13 protein-coding genes are annotated in these 15,646 nt (G+C 65.7%); 7 read left to right on the forward strand and 6 right to left on the reverse strand.

The annotated features are described in order from the left end of the window. Nucleotides 1–145: 145 nt before the first annotated feature. Entirely contained in the window at nucleotides 146–2,002 is a 1,857-nt protein-coding gene (asnB, locus tag VA599_RS07315; protein ID WP_346788101.1) for an asparagine synthase (glutamine-hydrolyzing), read from the reverse strand. Nucleotides 2,003–2,091: 89 nt separating this feature from the next. Then, nucleotides 2,092–3,291: an MFS transporter gene (locus tag VA599_RS07320; RefSeq protein WP_346788102.1), complete on the reverse strand. Its 1,200-nt coding sequence runs from the start codon at nucleotides 3,289–3,291 to the stop codon at nucleotides 2,092–2,094. Between the two features lie 96 nt (nucleotides 3,292–3,387). On the opposite strand from VA599_RS07320, the gene VA599_RS07325 reads away from it, so the two are divergent. Next, entirely contained in the window at nucleotides 3,388–4,161 is a 774-nt protein-coding gene (locus VA599_RS07325) for an AraC family transcriptional regulator (RefSeq protein ID WP_346788103.1), read from the forward strand. A gap of 354 nt (nucleotides 4,162–4,515) precedes the next feature. Here the strand turns inward: VA599_RS07325 and VA599_RS07330 are convergent, their stop codons facing one another. Both VA599_RS07330 and wrbA read right to left on the reverse strand, forming a co-directional pair. Then, entirely contained in the window at nucleotides 4,516–4,875 is a 360-nt protein-coding gene (locus VA599_RS07330; RefSeq protein ID WP_346788104.1) for a hypothetical protein, read from the reverse strand. Nucleotides 4,876–5,549: 674 nt separating this feature from the next. Then, nucleotides 5,550–6,146: an NAD(P)H:quinone oxidoreductase gene (gene wrbA / locus VA599_RS07335; RefSeq protein WP_346788105.1), complete on the reverse strand. Its 597-nt coding sequence runs from the start codon at nucleotides 6,144–6,146 to the stop codon at nucleotides 5,550–5,552. Between the two features lie 99 nt (nucleotides 6,147–6,245). Between wrbA and VA599_RS07340 the strand changes: the two genes are divergently transcribed. After that, nucleotides 6,246–7,454, forward strand: coding sequence for a YihY family inner membrane protein (locus tag VA599_RS07340; protein WP_346788106.1), 1,209 nt, complete (start codon nucleotides 6,246–6,248; stop codon nucleotides 7,452–7,454). On the opposite strand, the gene VA599_RS07345 is transcribed toward VA599_RS07340, so the two are convergent. Together VA599_RS07345 and VA599_RS07350 are read right to left on the reverse strand one after the other, a co-directional pair. Next, nucleotides 7,406–8,209: a DUF3025 domain-containing protein gene (locus tag VA599_RS07345; protein ID WP_346788107.1), complete on the reverse strand. Its 804-nt coding sequence runs from the start codon at nucleotides 8,207–8,209 to the stop codon at nucleotides 7,406–7,408. The genes VA599_RS07340 and VA599_RS07345 overlap by 49 nt on opposite strands. 34 nt (nucleotides 8,210–8,243) lie before the next feature. Further along, a complete protein-coding gene (locus tag VA599_RS07350; RefSeq protein ID WP_346788108.1) occupies nucleotides 8,244–10,220 on the reverse strand; it encodes a sensor domain-containing diguanylate cyclase in 1,977 nt (658 codons plus the stop codon). Between the two features lie 149 nt (nucleotides 10,221–10,369). Here VA599_RS07350 and cysG point away from each other — a divergent pair, with 149 nt between their 5' ends. From cysG to VA599_RS07375, 5 genes are all read left to right on the forward strand, one after another. Beyond that, nucleotides 10,370–11,782 (forward strand): siroheme synthase CysG, encoded by a 1,413-nt coding sequence (cysG, locus tag VA599_RS07355; RefSeq protein WP_346788109.1) that lies wholly within the window; start codon nucleotides 10,370–10,372, stop codon nucleotides 11,780–11,782. Between the two features lie 98 nt (nucleotides 11,783–11,880). Further along, nucleotides 11,881–12,288: a PTS sugar transporter subunit IIA gene (locus VA599_RS07360; protein ID WP_031296747.1), complete on the forward strand. Its 408-nt coding sequence runs from the start codon at nucleotides 11,881–11,883 to the stop codon at nucleotides 12,286–12,288. Beyond that, nucleotides 12,275–12,544 carry an HPr family phosphocarrier protein gene (locus VA599_RS07365; RefSeq protein WP_021478263.1) on the forward strand — a complete coding sequence of 90 codons (270 nt, stop codon included), beginning with the start codon at nucleotides 12,275–12,277 and terminating at the stop codon, nucleotides 12,542–12,544. Before VA599_RS07360 ends, VA599_RS07365 begins: the two co-directional genes overlap by 14 nt. Before the next feature lie 175 nt (nucleotides 12,545–12,719). Beyond that, on the forward strand, nucleotides 12,720–14,459 hold the full coding sequence (gene ptsP / locus VA599_RS07370; RefSeq protein ID WP_346788110.1) for a phosphoenolpyruvate--protein phosphotransferase: 1,740 nt from the start codon (nucleotides 12,720–12,722) through the stop codon (nucleotides 14,457–14,459). 42 nt (nucleotides 14,460–14,501) lie between these two features. After that, nucleotides 14,502–15,644: a glycosyltransferase family 4 protein gene (locus tag VA599_RS07375; protein WP_021478265.1), complete on the forward strand. Its 1,143-nt coding sequence runs from the start codon at nucleotides 14,502–14,504 to the stop codon at nucleotides 15,642–15,644. Nucleotides 15,645–15,646: the final 2 nt, after the last annotated feature.

Here is a 15,646-nt window from a genome sequence, read left to right on the forward strand (position 1 = left end):
GTTTGCAAACCTTGGGTGGCTGGAAATGGCTTGAAAAATCATCAATATATATGACTTCGTCAATTTGTTTCCTGAATGGCGTCCCCAATGTCTTGCTGGATGCGGCGACAGCCGGATTTGGCGCCGCCGGGAGGAGGGCCGCTGATCAGCGCAGGGTTAGGCGCAGCTGCCGCAGCTGGGCCAGGCTCTGGTCCAGGATCAGCAGCTGCAGCATCTGCTCGGCCAGATGGTCGGCGCCGTCGCGATAGGCTTGGGCGAAGGCGTCCACCGCCGCGGCGTCCAGCTGCCCCTCGGTGGCCGCGGCCAGCCGCGCGCCCAGGCCGTCGAAGCGCGGGGCCAGGCTGGTTTGCAGCCAGCCGGACAAGGGCGGGTTGAAGCCGCGCTTCTTGCGCTGGAAGAAGTCGGCCGGCAGCGCCGGGTGGATCGCGCGGCGGAAGATCAGCTTGGCCGGCTTGGTGTAGCGTTCGGCGGCGGAGGTCGTCAGCAGACGTTGGTAGAAGCCGTGGTCCAGCAGCGGGGCGCGGCCTTCGAGGCCGTGGGCCATCGTGCACAGGTCGGACTTTTGCAGAATGTAGTCGGGCAGATAGTTGGCGAAGTCCAGCTCCAGCAGCTGGTGCAGGCCGGGCGCGCCGTCCTTTGGCTCCGGGCCGATGTCGTCGGCCGCGCGCCAGTGGCACAGCTTTTCCAGCTTGCGGCCGCCTTGCAGGAAGCTGCGTTGTCCCGGCGTGAAGCCTGAGAAGCGCAGCGAATAGGCGCTTTTCCAGTCCATCGCCAGCTCGGTGGCCAGCTTGCCGCGCTTGCTGTCCAACTGCGGCTTGATCGGCAGCGGCAAGCGGATGTTTTGCCGCCAGCGGGTGCGCAGGTGCTTGCCCATGCGCTTGTAGCCGGCCAGCATTTCATCGCCGCCGTCGCCCACCAGCACTACCTTGACATGCTTGGTGACCTCCCGCGCCAGATACCAGGTGGGGAAGCTGGACGGATCGGCGAAGGGCTGGTCAAGGTCGGCGACGATGCGATCGAAATCGGCGGCCAGGTTTTCAGGCATTTCCACTCGCACATTGGGCAGGCCCATTCGCTGGGCGGAGTCGGCGGCGTCGCCGGACTCGTCCATGCCCGAGCCGGGGAAGGCGGCGGTGAAACTGGAGAATTGCGTCAGCTGCTGGGTGGCGAGCCGGCTGGCGATCACGGTGGAGTCGATGCCGCCTGACAGCAGCACGCCCAGCGGCCTGTCGGCCACGGTGCGCATCGCCACCGCGTGGTCCAGCTCCGGCAGCCAGTCGCCGGATTCCGCCTTCGGCTGCCAGTAGCGCTGCTTGCTCAACTGGCGGCTGTTCAGGTCGAATTCCAGCCGGTAGCCGTTTTCCAGCCGCTGGATGTGGCTGAACACGGTGGCCGGAGAGGGGATGTAGCGGTGGGCGAGGTAGGCGTCTATCGCCGCCGGATTGAAATCGCGCTGATCGGCCGGCAGGAAGGGCAGCACCGCGCGCACCAGCGAGCCGAAGGCGAAGTTTCCATCCCGCAGCGAGTACAGCAGCGGCTTCTCGCCCATGCGGTCGCGGGCCAGGTGGACCTTGCCGCTGCGCTTGTCCAGGATGGCGAAGGCGAACATGCCGCGCAGCCGCGCGAGCAGGCCTTCGATGCCCCAGGCCTGGTAGCCACGCAGGATGAACTCGGTGTCGGCATGGGTGCGGAAGACGGCGCCGCCGGCTTCCAGTTCGGCCTTGCCGGCTTCCCAGTCGTAGACCTCGCCGTTGTAGCAGATCCAGACCTGGCCGTCTTCGCTGGCCATCGGCTGGTTGGCCACCGGACGCGGGTCGATGATGGCGAGGCGGGCGTGCAGCATCGCGTTGTGGATGGCGTCGTCGTCGGCCGGGTTCAGCGCCGCGTCCAGCAGCAGCCGGCTGGCGTCATCCGGGCCGCGGCGGCGCAACTCGTCCAGCATCGCTTGCGGGACGGCGGGGTTGACGGGGCGGCGCGAGAAAAATCCGGCGATTCCACACATGATGACTGCGTTTCCGAACGCGCGGGGCGGCCAGGCGCCCCGCTTGGGTTTTCAATGCCGCGCAGTATCCGGCGCGCCGCCGGACGGTGTCAAACCCTGGCCTTGCGATGCAGGTCCGGCAGCGCCACCGCCGCGATGCCCAGCAAGGGGAGGAAGGCGCACAGCTGGTAGACGAACTCGATGCCTCTGAGGTCGGCCAGCTCGCCCAGCACCGCGGCGCCGATGCCGCCGATGCCGAAGGCGAAGCCGAAGAACATGCCGGATACCATGCCCACCTTGCCTGGCAGCAGCTCCTGCGCGTAGATCAGGATGGCCGGGAAGGCCGAAGCCAGAATGAAGCCGATGGGCAGCGACAGCGCGGCGGTCCAGAACAGATTGGCGTGCGGCAGCGCTAGCGCCAGCGGCGCCACGCCCAGAATGGAGAAGCCTATCACCCGCTTGCGGCCGATGGCGTCGCCGATCGGGCCGCCCAGCACGGTACCGGCGGCCACCGCGAACAGGAACAGGAACAGATACAGCTGCGCCGACTGCATGCCCACCTGGAAATGGTGGATCAGGTAGAAGGTGTAGTAGCTGGTGATGCTGGCCAGATAGAAGTGCTTGGAGAATACCAGCAGCAGCAATAGCAGCAGCGTCAGCTTGACCCGGGCGGAGGACAGTTCGAGCGGGGCGACCACGCTGGCCTTCTTGGCCTGGCGCTGCTGATGCGCGTACCACTGGCCGACGCGGAACAGCACGTACATCGCCAGCAGCGCGGCCAGGCCGAACCAGGCCACGCTGCGTTGGCCCAGCGGAATCACGATCAGGGCCGCCAACAGCGGTCCGGTGGCGCTGCCGGCGTTGCCGCCCACCTGGAAGATGGACTGGGCGAGGCCGGGACGGCCGCCGGACGCCATCCGCGCCACCCGCGACGATTCCGGATGGAAGATGGACGAGCCGGTGCCGACCAGCGCGGCTGCCAGCAGCAGCAGCGGGAAGCTGGAGGCGCTGGACAGCATCAAGAGGCCGATCAGCGTGGAACTCATGCCGAATACCAGCGAGTAGGGCTGGGGACGCTTGTCGGTATAAATGCCCACCAGCGGCTGCAGCAGCGAGGCGGTGCACTGGTAGGTGAAGGTCATCAGGCCGATCTCGGCGAAGCTGAGGTGGTAGTTGCCCTTCAGCAGCGGATATAGCGCCACCAGCAGCGACTGCAGCATGTCATTGAGAAAATGGGAAAAACTGATCGCGCCGAGCACGCGGAAGCGGGTGTCCTGCGGGGCGGCGAGCGTGGGACTGCTGGTGGTCATCGTGCAATACTCATTCGGGGTGGTGGAACCATGCTAGCAAGCACATTTCCGCCAGTCCTGCGAAAATGAGGCAACCATCTTATCGAAAGAGGCATAGTGGACAGCCTGGAGCCCCGAGACGAGTTCGACCTGGGAGAGGAGCCGGTGGTGGGCAAGCCGCGCGACTACCCAGCCGGCAAGGAAACCGAACGCCACCGCCATCCCACCGCCCAGCTCTTGTACGCGGTGGAGGGCCTGATGCTGGTCGGCACCGAGCGCGGCCAGTGGGTGGTGCCGCCGACGCGCGCCATCTGGCTGCCGATCGGCACCTGGCACCAGGTGAGCATGGTCAGCCCGGTGCGGATGCGCAGCATCTACGTGCGCGGCGACCGGCTGGAGGGGCTGCCCGCCGATTGCTGCGTGTTGGAGGTGTCGCCGCTGTTGCGCGAACTGATCGTCGCCGCGGTGGCGGTGGGGCGAGTCTGCGCGCCGGGCTCCCGCGATGAGAAGGTGATGGATTTGCTGCTGGCGGAAATCGGCCGCGCGCCGGTGTTGCCGCTGTCGCTGCCGCAACCGGCATCCGCCGCGCTGCGCCAGCTGTGCGACGTGTGGCTCGCGCATCCGGACGACGCGCGCGGCGCGGCCGAGTGGGCGCGCGAGCTGGCGCTGGACCCGCGCACCTTGCAGCGCCGCTTCCGCCGCGAAACCGGCCTCAGCTTCGGCCAGTGGCGGCGCCAGGCGCGGCTGATGCTGGCGCTGCAGAGGCTGGCCTGCGGCGATAGCGTATTGAAGGTGGCGCTGGACCTGGGCTACGCCAGTCCCAGCGCCTTCGCCACCATGTTCAAGCGGGAATTGGGCGCGCCGCCGAGCAGCTTCTTCGCCGCCTCGTAGGGTGCGTCACCCCGTAGGGGCGACGCACCGTGTTGTTCCCGCTTTGCGGAGAATGTTTTTCATGGCGGGGCTGAGCGCCGAGTAGGCAGGTCGTGTTGGCTAGGGGGATGCGCAGCAACGCGCGATGTTGTGTCCGCTGCGCGGACGATGTGTTAGGTGCCGGTTCCGCCCGTCTGTCGGGCGGAACCTGAACTCCAACATCGTCCTGGACGCGGATTCCTGGCGCAATTTAACTGCGCCGCCGCTCGGCGTTAGTGAGGCTCTGCGTTCGCTACCGGCAGATTATGCCTACAACGCTTGTGGGAGACGCTGGGCTTCATTCTATCCCGTCCCGGCTGCAGATATTGCCGGATATTATTTTTGACCCAGAGTGAAGTCAGGTTCCTTGGCTTGTTTAGCTGCTGGGGCAACTGCAGCAACCGTGCCTCTCACCGCATAGAATTGTCCTGAGCTGGGGCTAGCCGTAGCGTAGCCCTGAATGCCATCCAAGGCGTTGCGGGTCACATTCGCTGCGTAAACTAAGCCAGGGGCGCTGTTGAAGTTCCAGAACACCATGCCTTCATTCTGTATCCAGCGGCCGCCTCCAAACGGGTAGGTCCAAGAACCGTCTGCATTAAAGGTCCAAACCGTGGAGCTGTTGTGAACCGGGCTGCCTGTATTGCCCCAGTCGACATAGCCAGTCCAAGTACCAACAATACTCGTTGCGGATGACATATAAGTTCTCCTTGAAACGGATATCATGGTTGAGCACTGACGAATCCAGTGCATTGCGCAAAGCCGTAGCGGGCGGACATGCAAGGATACGCGCACTACGGCAGAAAACCGCCGGAAACCAGCGGAATCAGAAGCTGGAGGTAGCCCGCAAAATCATGAGGAAGCTTTTCGTAGAGAGGCTGATAAACCATTTGGCGTGGCAATTCCCAGAGACTCGCTGGAGAATCCATGCACCGAACGCCCCGGGCGCGATGAAGGCAAGATCGCAAAAATCCGCAGCAAGCCTGAAATATTCTATGCATGTGGCCACATGCCAAGTCGATCGGCGCGGGCCGTGCGGCAGACAGGCCGCCATCGCATGGTTTATCGGATGGACAGCTATGCCCTATCTCGCATTGAAAATGATTGTGGGGTGCGGGACAGGCTAAGAGTTGGGCATTGAGATGTCAAATGAATTATTTGGGGCGTGCGTAGCTGGCGCCATTGACGTGATTTTCCAATGGGGCCTGGAGGGGCTGGCCGTTGGGCGGCCATGCCCGCATCCGGTACTATGTGGATTTAGGCCCCGCTGACAAAACTCCTGATCCTGCGTCGCGCTTCCTTGTTGTATGACTGGTACTGCCTGCGCCGGCGCGCCTTGGCTCAGGCGCGAAACGGAATGTTGTAGGCCGCTCTTATTTTGCCGCCAACTTCACCGCCAATTCCGCCAATCGATTCCCCTGCGCCAAGGCCAGCGCCTTCTCATGCTCGCTGATCGGCCGGTCGCTTTGTGGTCCGGCCAGATGGCTGACGCCGTATGGCGTGCCGCCGGTCTGGGTGGCGAGCAGCGCGGCTTCGGAATAGGGCAGGCCGGCGATCACCATGCCGTGGTGCAGCAGCGGCACCATCATCGTCAGCAGCGTGGCTTCCTGGCCGCCGTGCAGCGACGAGGTGCTGGTGAACACGCAGGCCGGCTTGCCGGCGAGCGCGCCCTGCATCCATTCGCCGCTGGTGCCGTCCAGGAAGTACTTCATCGCCGACGCCATATTGCCGAAGCGGGTGGGGCTGCCCAGCGCCAGGCCGGCGCAATCGATCAAATCCTGCCGCTCGACGTAGGGCGCGCCGCCGTCGGGGATGGCCGGCTCGACCGCTTCGCATACCGAGGAAACCTTGGGAACGGTGCGCAGCCGCGCCTGGCAACCGGGCACGCCGTCCACGCCGCGGGCGATCAGCCGGGCCAGCTCGCGGGTGGCGCCGTGCTGGCTGTAATACAGCACCAGAATGTCTAGCATGATGACCTCTATACTCGCGTTCAATCGCCGCATGATAGGGCAAAGCGGCTTGCCTTGCCTCCCTTGCTTCGCGGCGGCTTTGGCATTACCTTTGCCGCCATGCAAGTCCAACGCCTAGAACCCTATTTCGGTTTCGCCCGCTTCATCGCGCGCCGCATGAGCTGCCTGCGCGTGCTGCAGATTTCGGGCAGCCTGACCTTCACCACGCTGCTGGCGCTGGTGCCGCTGTTCACCATCGCGCTGACGGTGCTGTCGGCGTTTCCGGTGTTTTCCGACTACAGCGCGCGCTTCAAGATCATGCTGCTGTCGACGCTGGTGCCGGAGTTCGCCGGCAAGGTGATCACCGTCTACATGCGCCAGTTCGCCGACAACGCGGAAAAGCTCACCGCCGCCGGCATCGTGATGCTGGGCGTCACCGCGCTGATGCTGATGTCCACCATCGAGCGCACCTTCAACGCGATCTGGGGCGTGCGCCGCGGCCGGCCGTGGCTGCAGCAGAGCATGGTGTACTGGACGGTGCTGACGCTGGGGCCGCTGGTGTTGGGCGGCAGCTTGCTGTCCTGGCGCTGGCTGTTCAAGGCCACCCGGCTGGAGAAGAACCTGCCCTTGCTGGCCACCTTGCTGGAGGCCGGCGGCACCATCGTGCTGACCGCGCTGGTGCTGGCCTTGCTGTACCGCATCGTGCCCAACCGCTTCGTGCCCTTCCGCCACGCGGTGTGGGGCGCGCTGGTCACCGCGGTGCTGCTGGAGCTCACCAAGATGGGCTTCGGCTTCTACATCGGCCAGATCGCCAGCTATCAGCTGGTGTACGGGGCCTTCGCCAGCGTTCCGATCTTCCTGCTGTGGGTGTACTGCCTGTGGCTGGTGGTGCTGGCCGGCGCGGTGTTCACCTCGGCGCTGTCTTATTGGGAAGGCGGCGCCTGGCGCCGCCGCAACGAGCCGCACCGACGCTTCCAGGATGCGCTGGAACTGCTGTTGCTGCTGGACGCCGCCCACGAGCGCGGCGAGGCGATGACGCCGCGCCAGCTGCGCGAGGAGGTGAAGGTGGGTTACGACGAGCTGGGCCTGGTGCTGGACCGGTTGGCGCTGCGCGGCTATGTGCAGAAGGGCCACGGCGACGCCTGGGTGCTGATGCGGCGCGCGTCGGCCATCAATCTGTCGGATCTGTTCCAGCTCTTCGTCTACCGCCGAGACGCCAGCGGCGGCGATGCGCTGGACCAGACCCTGGCCGAGTTGCTGGGGCCGCTGACCGACCAGCTTCAGGCCGTGACGGTGGCCGACTTGGCGCGGCGGGTCGGCCGGAAGTAGTCGGCATTGTCGTAGAAGGCCGGATCTTCGTTGTCCGGCCACCAGCCCGGAATGCCCAATAGCGGCAGCGGGCACAAGGCGCGTGGCGAGGTGAGGAAGGCGTCGTCGTCCAGCCGCGCCGCCAGTTCGGCGTCCAGCAGGGCGGTCTGCCCGTCGCCGTCCAGTCCGAAGAAATCCTCCCCCACTTCCACGATCAGCGCCTTGCCGCACCAGCCCAGGTGCGGCGCCAGCCCGGTCTCCATCAGCGCGTGGCCCAGCGTGTGGGCGGCGATGCGCCGCCCCCAGTGGTCGCGGCTCTCGATGAACAGCTCGCACCAGCGCATGTCGTCCAGCAATTGACCCAGTCGTGGATCGGCGACGGCCACGATGACGCCGCATTCGTCGAACAGGGTGGCGGCGTCGCGCAGCGGGCCGCGCTTCGCCTCGCCGCGCGCGATCGCGCGGACGTGGCGGCGGTTCAGCGCCGCCTTGGCGCGCGGCCAGGCCAGCCAGGCCAGCGCGTTGAACCAGTCATGCCAGTTTCGCGCGCGGGTGGGGACTTCGCCGGTGGTGCCGATGTGCATTTCGTAATAGGCGTCCGGCTCCAGTTCGCAGACGAAGCGCAGGCCGGCCGGCAGCGGCGCGCTGGCGGCGCGGGCGCGGTCCAGCAGCGCGTCGTAGCCGGCCTGGTCGGGCCAATCGGCTAAGGGAGGGACGAAGCGCCGCGCCGGGCGGTACAGCGGATGGGACAGGTAATCGGTATGCCAGCGGTTCACGGTCAAGCGGGGATGAGCGGTTGAAGCCGGCATTCTAGCCCGAATGGGCGAGCGCCGCGCCGCTGACGCGGTTGCGGCCTTCGCGTTTGGCCTGGTACAGCTGCTTGTCGGCGCGGCCCAGCACTTCATCGATGTCGGTTTCATCGGCGCGGCGCTCGGCGACGCCGATGCTGACGGTGTAGCCCAGCGTGTCGGTGACGGTGGCCAGCCTGGCGGAGGAGGCGAGGCCGCGCAGGCGCTCCGCCACCTGGCGCGCGTCGTCGAGGCTGGTGTCCGGCAGCACCGCGGCGAATTCCTCGCCGCCCAGGCGGCCGCACAGGTCGCTGGCGCGTAGCACTTCGCGGCAGACCTGGGAGAAATGGCGTATCACTTCGTCGCCGATGGCGTGGCCGTAGTGGTCGTTGATGTCCTTGAAGCGGTCCAGGTCCATCATCAGCACGCTCATCCGTCCGCCGTGGCGGCGGCTGCGCTCGATCTCGCGGTCGGCCAGCTCGATGAACTGGCGGCGGTTGTTGAGCTCGGTCAGCCCGTCCTGGGTGGCCAGCCGGTACAGCTGTTTTTCGTGGCCGTCGCGCTGCAGCGCGATGGCGATGATGCGGGTGATGCGCTGGGCCAGCGCCAACTCTTCCTGGGACGGGCTGCGTGGTTCGCGGTAGTAGGTGGCCAGCGTGCCCAGCAACTGGCGGTCGCTGGAGAAAATGGGCATGGACCAGCAGGCGCGCAGGCCGAACGGCTGCACCTTGTGCAGCGCGTGCGCCCACAGCGGGCTATTCAGGATGTCGTCGACGACGATGGTGCGCTTCCAGTGGGCGGCGGTGCCGCAGGAGCCGACGCTGGGGCCGACCGTCACGCGCTCGGACAGCTTGCGGTAGGCCGGCGGCAGGCTCAGGCCGGCGGCGAAGCGCAGCGACTGGCCGTCCTCTTCCAGCAGCAGCACGGCGCACATCGCGCCGGGTTGCTGCGACTCCATCATCTGGCAGATCTGTTCAAGGGTTTGCGGCAGCGGGTGGTTGCCGGCGATCATTTCCAGCACCTCGTTTTCCTCGGCCAGCAGCCGCTCGCCCTGGCGGGTGGCGGTGACGTCGCGATCCACCGACAGGATGGACTTGAGCATGCCGGCCTTGTCGAACTCGGGGAACAGGCGGATCTCGAAGATGTGGCGCTGCTGGCCGTGCTGCAGTTCCAGCTCGAAGCGGCGCGCCTCCCAGTTGTTGATCAGCAGCTGGCATTCCTGCTCGAAGCGGGCGCTGGCTTCTTCCGACCAGCCCTTTTGGCGAGGCGTCTTGCCCAGATGCTCCTCCAGCGGCAGCTCGGAGAAGCGGCTGACGCTGCGATTGATGAACAGGCAGCGCAGCTCCAGATCGTAGCGGGCGATGATGTCCTCGGCGTTTTCCACCAGGGTGCGGAACTGCTGCTCGCGCTGCAGCATCGCGGCTTCGTCGTGCTTGCGCGCGGTGATCACGCGGCAGATCGCCGTCAGCTGCTGCACCTTGCCGTTGCGCCAGGTGGGCTGCAAATTCATTTCCAGCCATTCCCAGTGGCCGCTGTGGTGGCGGATGCGCATTTCGTAGCCGGTTTCCGGCGTGCCGGGGGGATGCTGGAGCAGATTGGAGAACAGCTGGCGGTCTTCGGGATGCAGCAGCATCAGCCAGCGCGCGCAGTTCATGCCGCGGGTATGGGCGGGCAGCCCCAGCAGCCGTTGCAGGGTGTGGACGCTGCCGCGCACGTATTGCTGCGCCAGATCGAATTCCAGCAATCCCAGGCAGGCATCCTGCAGGGTGGCGCGCGCCTTGCGCCGCTGATTCCGGCCGTACAGCCACAGCGCGCCGCAGCACAGCGCGGCCAGCCAGCCGGTCTGGCCCAGCAGCAGCGCGCGCTGGTCGGCCGCCAGAGCGGATAGCAGCAGAGGCAGGCATAGCAGGGCGGAAATGGCCGATTGGCGGACAAAGGTACGGGGAATCAAACTGCGCTCCACGGCGACGGCGGCGAATCGAAACGGGAATTTTGACATCAGCGAACCCTCGGCCCCCGTATGAGTCGGCTTTGCCGCGGTTTAGCGTCGTATTTATGCAACAAATACAGTATGCTTGGACGATATTGGCGCGCCCGGCGCGCGGCGCGCGGACAAGGCGGCAATCGCCCCCTGGCATGGAGTGTGGCATGGAGTTTTTCCCGATATTTCTCAAGCTGCGGCATCAGCGCTGCCTGGTGGTGGGCGGCGGAGAGGTGGCTTTGCGCAAGACCCGGCTGCTGTTGGCGGCCGGCGCTTCGTTGCGGGTGGTCGCGCCGGAGCTGGCGCCCGAGCTGGCCGACTTGGCCGAAAGCGGCGAGCTGGAGCATGTCTCTGGACGCTACTCGCCCGCGTTGCTGGACGGCTTGCGGCTGGTGGTGGCCGCCACCGACGACGCCGAGGTCAACCGCGCCGTGGCGGCCGACGCCGAGGCGCGCGGCATCCTGGTGAACGTGGTGGACGACGCCGAAGCGTCGCGTTACATCAGCCCGGCCATCATCGACCGCTCGCCGCTGATGGTGGCGGTGGCCAGCGGCGGCAGTGTGCCGGTGCTGGCGCGCTCCATCCGCGCGCGGCTGGAAAGCCTGATTCCGGCGGGCTACGGCCGGTTGGCGCGTTTCGGCTCCTCGTTCCGAGACGCGGTCAAGGCGCGCTTCCCCGACGTCGACGCTCGCCGCCGCTTCTGGGAAACGGTGCTGGAAGGGCCGCTTGCCGACGCGGTGATGAATGGCGACGAGGCGGCGGCGCGGGCTGAAATGGAAGCGCGCATCGCCGCCGGCGGCGCGGATCGCGCCGGCGCGGTCTATCTGGTGGGCGCCGGTCCCGGCAATCCCGACCTGCTGACCTTCCGCGCGCTGCGGTTGATGCAGCAAGCCGACGTGGTGCTGTACGACAAGCTGGTGGCGCCGGAACTGCTGGAGCTGGTGCGGCGCGACGCCGAGCGGATCTATGTCGGCAAGGCGCGCGCCAATCACGCCTTGCCGCAGGACGACATCAACCAGTTGCTGGTGGATCTGGCGCGGCAAGGCAAGCGGGTGCTCAGGCTCAAGGGCGGCGATCCGTTCACCTTCGGCCGCGGCGGGGAGGAGATCTCCACGCTGGCCGAGCACGGCATCGCTTTCGAGGTGGTGCCCGGCATCACCTCCGCCAGCGGCGCGGCCGCCTATGCGGGCATCCCGCTGACCCACCGCGATTACGCGCAGTCGGTGACCTTTGTCACCGGCCACAAGCAGGATGGCTCCATAGACCTGGACTGGCAGGCGTTGACCCGCCCGCACCAGACGGTGGTGGTGTACATGGGCGTGTCCACCGCGGCCGAGCTGTGCCAGGCCTTCGTCGACAACGGCCGCGCGGCGGCCACGCCGGCGGCGGCGGTGGAGTGGGCCACTACCGAGCGCCAGCGCGCGGTGTGCGGCACTTTGGCCACGCTGCCTGGTCTGATGGCCTCGCACGGCATCGCGTCGCCGGCGCTGATCATCGTCGGAGAAGTGGTGGAATTGGCGGACAAGCTGGCCTGGTACCGCCGCAGCGAGAATTCAGCTGTTACAATTCAGGAAGATTGATTTCGCGGATGCGCGGCGCGCCGGTTTGTACGGCGTCGCCGCGCGGTTCAAATCAAGCGGCCGGACGGGTTCCGGCCCACCAAATCGAAGACTCGGGCATGGTAGGTGTTCTGATAATTGCACATGGGGACCTGGGACGTAGCCTGGCGGATTGCGCCAAGCACATCCTGGGCCGAGAGCCGGACAATCTGGCGGTAATGGCTGTGGACAAGACCGAAGACCCGGAGCGCAAGCTGGCCGAGGCGCAGGGCCTGGTGGACGGGTTGGACGGCGGGGATGGCGTGGTGGTGCTGACCGACATGTACGGCGGCACCCCGTCCAATATCGCCAGCCGGCTGATCCGGCCGGGCCGCGTCGAGGCGGTGGCCGGCGCCAGCCTGCCTATGGTGGTGCGAGCGCTGTGTTACAGCAGCCAGCCGCTGGAAATCGTCGTCAGCAAGGCGATCACCGGCGGCCTGGAGGGCGTGCTTTATATAATCCCGGGGGAAGGTAATGCTGCGATCTGAAGTCGAAATCATCAATAAGCTGGGCCTGCACGCGCGCGCCTCGAGCAAGTTCACCCAGCTGGCCAGCCGTTATAAAAGCGATATTTTCATTTCCCGCAACAACCGCCGCGTCAACGGCAAAAGCATCATGGGCGTGATGATGCTGGCGGCGGCCAAGGGGGCCACGATCGAGCTGGAAATCAGCGGCGATGACGAACAACAGGCGCTGGAGGCGCTGACCGCGCTGATCAACAACCGCTTCGACGAAGCGGAGTGAGACGCGACGGGATGGGAGGCCGGATTTCCCCGGCTTTCAGGGAGCCCGCTTGAGGCTGCCGATCGGCATGCGCGGGCCGTCCGGGACGTGGACGGCAGGCGATAGGCCGGCGGCCCTCCGGGTGGAGACAGCGGCAGGCACAGCACAATAACACCCGCCTGCCAGGGAGGGGGAAATGAGCATCATCCTGCACGGGGTGGCCATTGGCGGCGGCATCGCCATCGGCCGGGCCCATTTGATTTCGCGCAGCATGGACGATGTTGCGCATTATCTGCTGGAAGACGAAGAGATTCCCGCGGAAAAGACGCGTTTCGACGAAGCGGTGAAGGCGACGCGCAAGGAGCTGGAGATGCTGTGGGGCAGCATCCCGGAGAACGCGCCGGCGGAACTGGGCGCCTTCCTGTCGCTGCACATCATGCTGCTGGGCGATGTGACCATTTCGCGCGAGCCGCGCGAGATCATCGAAAAGCAGCGCTGCAACGCCGAATGGGCGCTGAAGCTGCAATGCGACCACCTGGTCGAGCAGTTCGACGCGATCGAGGAAGATTACCTGCGCGAACGCAAGAACGACGTGCTGCAGGTGGTCGAGCGCATCTTCAACAATCTGGACGGCGACGCGCCGCAGCTGCCGGCGCCGGAAGACCTGGTCGACGACCACATCCTGGTCGCGCACGACCTGTCGCCGGCCGACATGGTCTATTTCAAGGATTCCAACTTCGCCGCCTTCGTCACCGACGTCGGCGGCGCCACCTCGCATACCGCCATCCTGGGCCGCAGCCTGGACTTGCCGTCGGTGATCGCGCTGCACCATTCGCGCGAGCTGATCCGCGAGGACGAGATGATCATCGTCGACGGCGAGCAGGGCGTGGTGATCATCAACCCGGACGCGCTGGTGCTGACCGAGTACCGCCGCCGCCAGCGCGCCTGGCGCGGCGCGCGGCGCAAGCTGTCTTCCATCCGCAAATCCAACGCGGTGACCCGCGACGGCGCGGTGATAGAACTGTTGGCCAATATCGAGCGGCCGCAGGATGTGGAGGAGGTGCGCGAGTCCGGCGTGGTGGGCATCGGCCTGTTCCGCAGCGAATTCCTGTTCTTGGGGCGCGACACGCTGCCCACCGAGGACGAGCAGTTCGAGGCCTACCGCCACGTGGCGACGGTGATGAAGGGCATGCCGGTCACCATCCGCACCATGGATCTGGGCGCCGACAAGAGTCCCAAATGGCTGAATCACTGCCAGGCGGAGAACCCTGCGTTGGGACTGACCGGCATCCGGCTGTGCCTGGCCGAGCCGCTGATGTTCCGCGCCCAGTTGCGCGCGCTGCTGCGCGCCTCGGTGCATGGCAAGATCCGCGTGCTGTTCCCGATGCTGAACTCGCTGCCGGAGCTGAAGCAGGCGCTGGTCCAGTTCGAATACGCCAAAGAGGAATTGCGCGACGAGGGCATCGCCTACGCCGACGACGTCGAAGTGGGGGCGATGATAGAAATCCCATCGGCGGCGCTGGTGGCCGGCAGCCTGGCCAAGCACGTCGATTTCCTGTCCATCGGCACCAACGACCTGATCCAGTACACGCTGGCGATCGACCGCAACGACGACACCGTCAGCCATCTGTACGATCCCATCCATCCGGCGGTGCTGAAGCTGATCCTGCATACCATCAAGACCGGCATCAAGGCCAATGTGCCGGTGTCGGTGTGCGGCGAGATGGCGGGCGACGCGCGCCTGACGCGGCTGCTGCTGGGCATGGGCCTGCGCAAGTTCTCGATGCACCCGGCCAATCTGTTGTCGGTGAAGCAGCGGGTGCTGACCAGCCATCTGGACGAGATCGCGCCGATCGCGACGCGCATGCTTAGATCAGAAGACCCTGATAAAATAGCCGATCTGTTGCAAATGCTGAATGCAGAGCCGGGTGTCTAACCCGGCTTTTTAGTTTCCGGATTTCGAGAGGTTTTTCCCCGCATGACACGCTTGGCCATCGTCCGTCAGAAATACAACCCCGCTGGCGGCGCCGAGCGCTTTGTGAGCCGCGCGCTGGCCGCTTTGCGCAATCAGGGCGCGCTGGAAGTATCGTTGATCGCGCGCCGTTGGGAGCCGGTCGAAGGCGTCAAAGCTTACCAGGTTGGCGGCTCCTATCTGGGCAATGTCTGGCGCGACTGGAGTTTTGCCCGGCAAGCCAGACGGATATGGTCGAGGGAGGGCTTCGATCTTGTCCAGTCGCATGAGCGCATACCGGGTTGCGACATTTATCGGGCGGGAGACGGCGTCCACCGGCGCTGGCTGCAATTGCGGCGACAGGGCATGTCGGCATGGGGCCGGTTTGTATTGTGGTGCAACCCTTACCATCATTATATCCAGCGGGCTGAGTCCGAGATGTTCCATCACCCCCGTCTGAAGCGGGTGATCTGCAATTCTCAGATGGTAAAGCGGGAGATACAGCAATATTTCGGTCTGACCGATCAGCAGATCGTCGTCATTTACAACGGGGTGGACCTGCAGTCCTTCCATCCCCGCCTCCGCGCCGAGCATCGGCAGGCGATGCGCGGCAGGTGGGGCGTGCCCGACGATGCGCCGCTGCTGCTGTATGTCGGTTCGGGTTTCGAGCGTAAAGGCGTGGCGCGCGCCTTGAGGGCGTTGCGGGCTAATCAAGGCGTATGGCTGATGGTGGTGGGGGGCGACAAACGGCTGGCTCGCTACCGCCAGTTGGCGGAAACGCTGGGCGTGAGCGCCAGAGTGGTTTTCGCTGGCGCGCAAGGCGAGGTCAAGCCGTTCTATGGCATGGCAGATGCCTTCATCCTGCCTACATTGTATGACCCCTTTCCCAATGTGTGCGTCGAGGCGTTTGCTTGCGGGCTGCCGGTCTTGACGACGCGCCAGTGCGGCGCGGCGGAGTTTGTCCGGCAGGGAGAGAACGGTTGGGCATGCGATGCTTTCGATGAGGAAGCGCTTGCCGGAAACGTGGCGGAATGGGCGTCGGCCCATCAGCGTTGGCCGGCTCTGGCGGAAGCGGCCCGATGCAGCGTGGAGGGGTTGAGCCTGGAGGCGATGGCGGAGCGGATGATGAACTGTTACCGGGATTTATTGTCGGTTAGCGATGTAGCTTGAAG

The sequence above is a fragment of the Chromobacterium indicum genome (genome assembly GCF_039708975.1).
Lineage (GTDB): Bacteria > Pseudomonadota > Gammaproteobacteria > Burkholderiales > Chromobacteriaceae > Chromobacterium > Chromobacterium piscinae.

Excerpts from the sequence above, each read along its gene's own strand:
- asnB (WP_346788101.1), bottom strand. The coding sequence starts at position 2,002 with ATGTGTGGAATCGCCGGATTTTTCTCGCGCCGCCCCGTCAACCCCGCC.
- VA599_RS07365 (WP_021478263.1), top strand. The coding sequence starts at position 12,275 with ATGCTGCGATCTGAAGTCGAAATCATCAATAAGCTGGGCCTGCACGCG.
- wrbA (WP_346788105.1), bottom strand. The coding sequence starts at position 6,146 with ATGCTAGACATTCTGGTGCTGTATTACAGCCAGCACGGCGCCACCCGC.
- VA599_RS07350 (WP_346788108.1), bottom strand. The coding sequence starts at position 10,220 with ATGTCAAAATTCCCGTTTCGATTCGCCGCCGTCGCCGTGGAGCGCAGT.
- cysG (WP_346788109.1), top strand. The coding sequence starts at position 10,370 with ATGGAGTTTTTCCCGATATTTCTCAAGCTGCGGCATCAGCGCTGCCTG.
- VA599_RS07340 (WP_346788106.1), top strand. The coding sequence starts at position 6,246 with ATGCAAGTCCAACGCCTAGAACCCTATTTCGGTTTCGCCCGCTTCATC.
- VA599_RS07375 (WP_021478265.1), top strand. The coding sequence starts at position 14,502 with ATGACACGCTTGGCCATCGTCCGTCAGAAATACAACCCCGCTGGCGGC.
- VA599_RS07330 (WP_346788104.1), bottom strand. The coding sequence starts at position 4,875 with ATGTCATCCGCAACGAGTATTGTTGGTACTTGGACTGGCTATGTCGAC.
- VA599_RS07360 (WP_031296747.1), top strand. The coding sequence starts at position 11,881 with ATGGTAGGTGTTCTGATAATTGCACATGGGGACCTGGGACGTAGCCTG.
- VA599_RS07320 (WP_346788102.1), bottom strand. The coding sequence starts at position 3,291 with ATGACCACCAGCAGTCCCACGCTCGCCGCCCCGCAGGACACCCGCTTC.
- ptsP (WP_346788110.1), top strand. The coding sequence starts at position 12,720 with ATGAGCATCATCCTGCACGGGGTGGCCATTGGCGGCGGCATCGCCATC.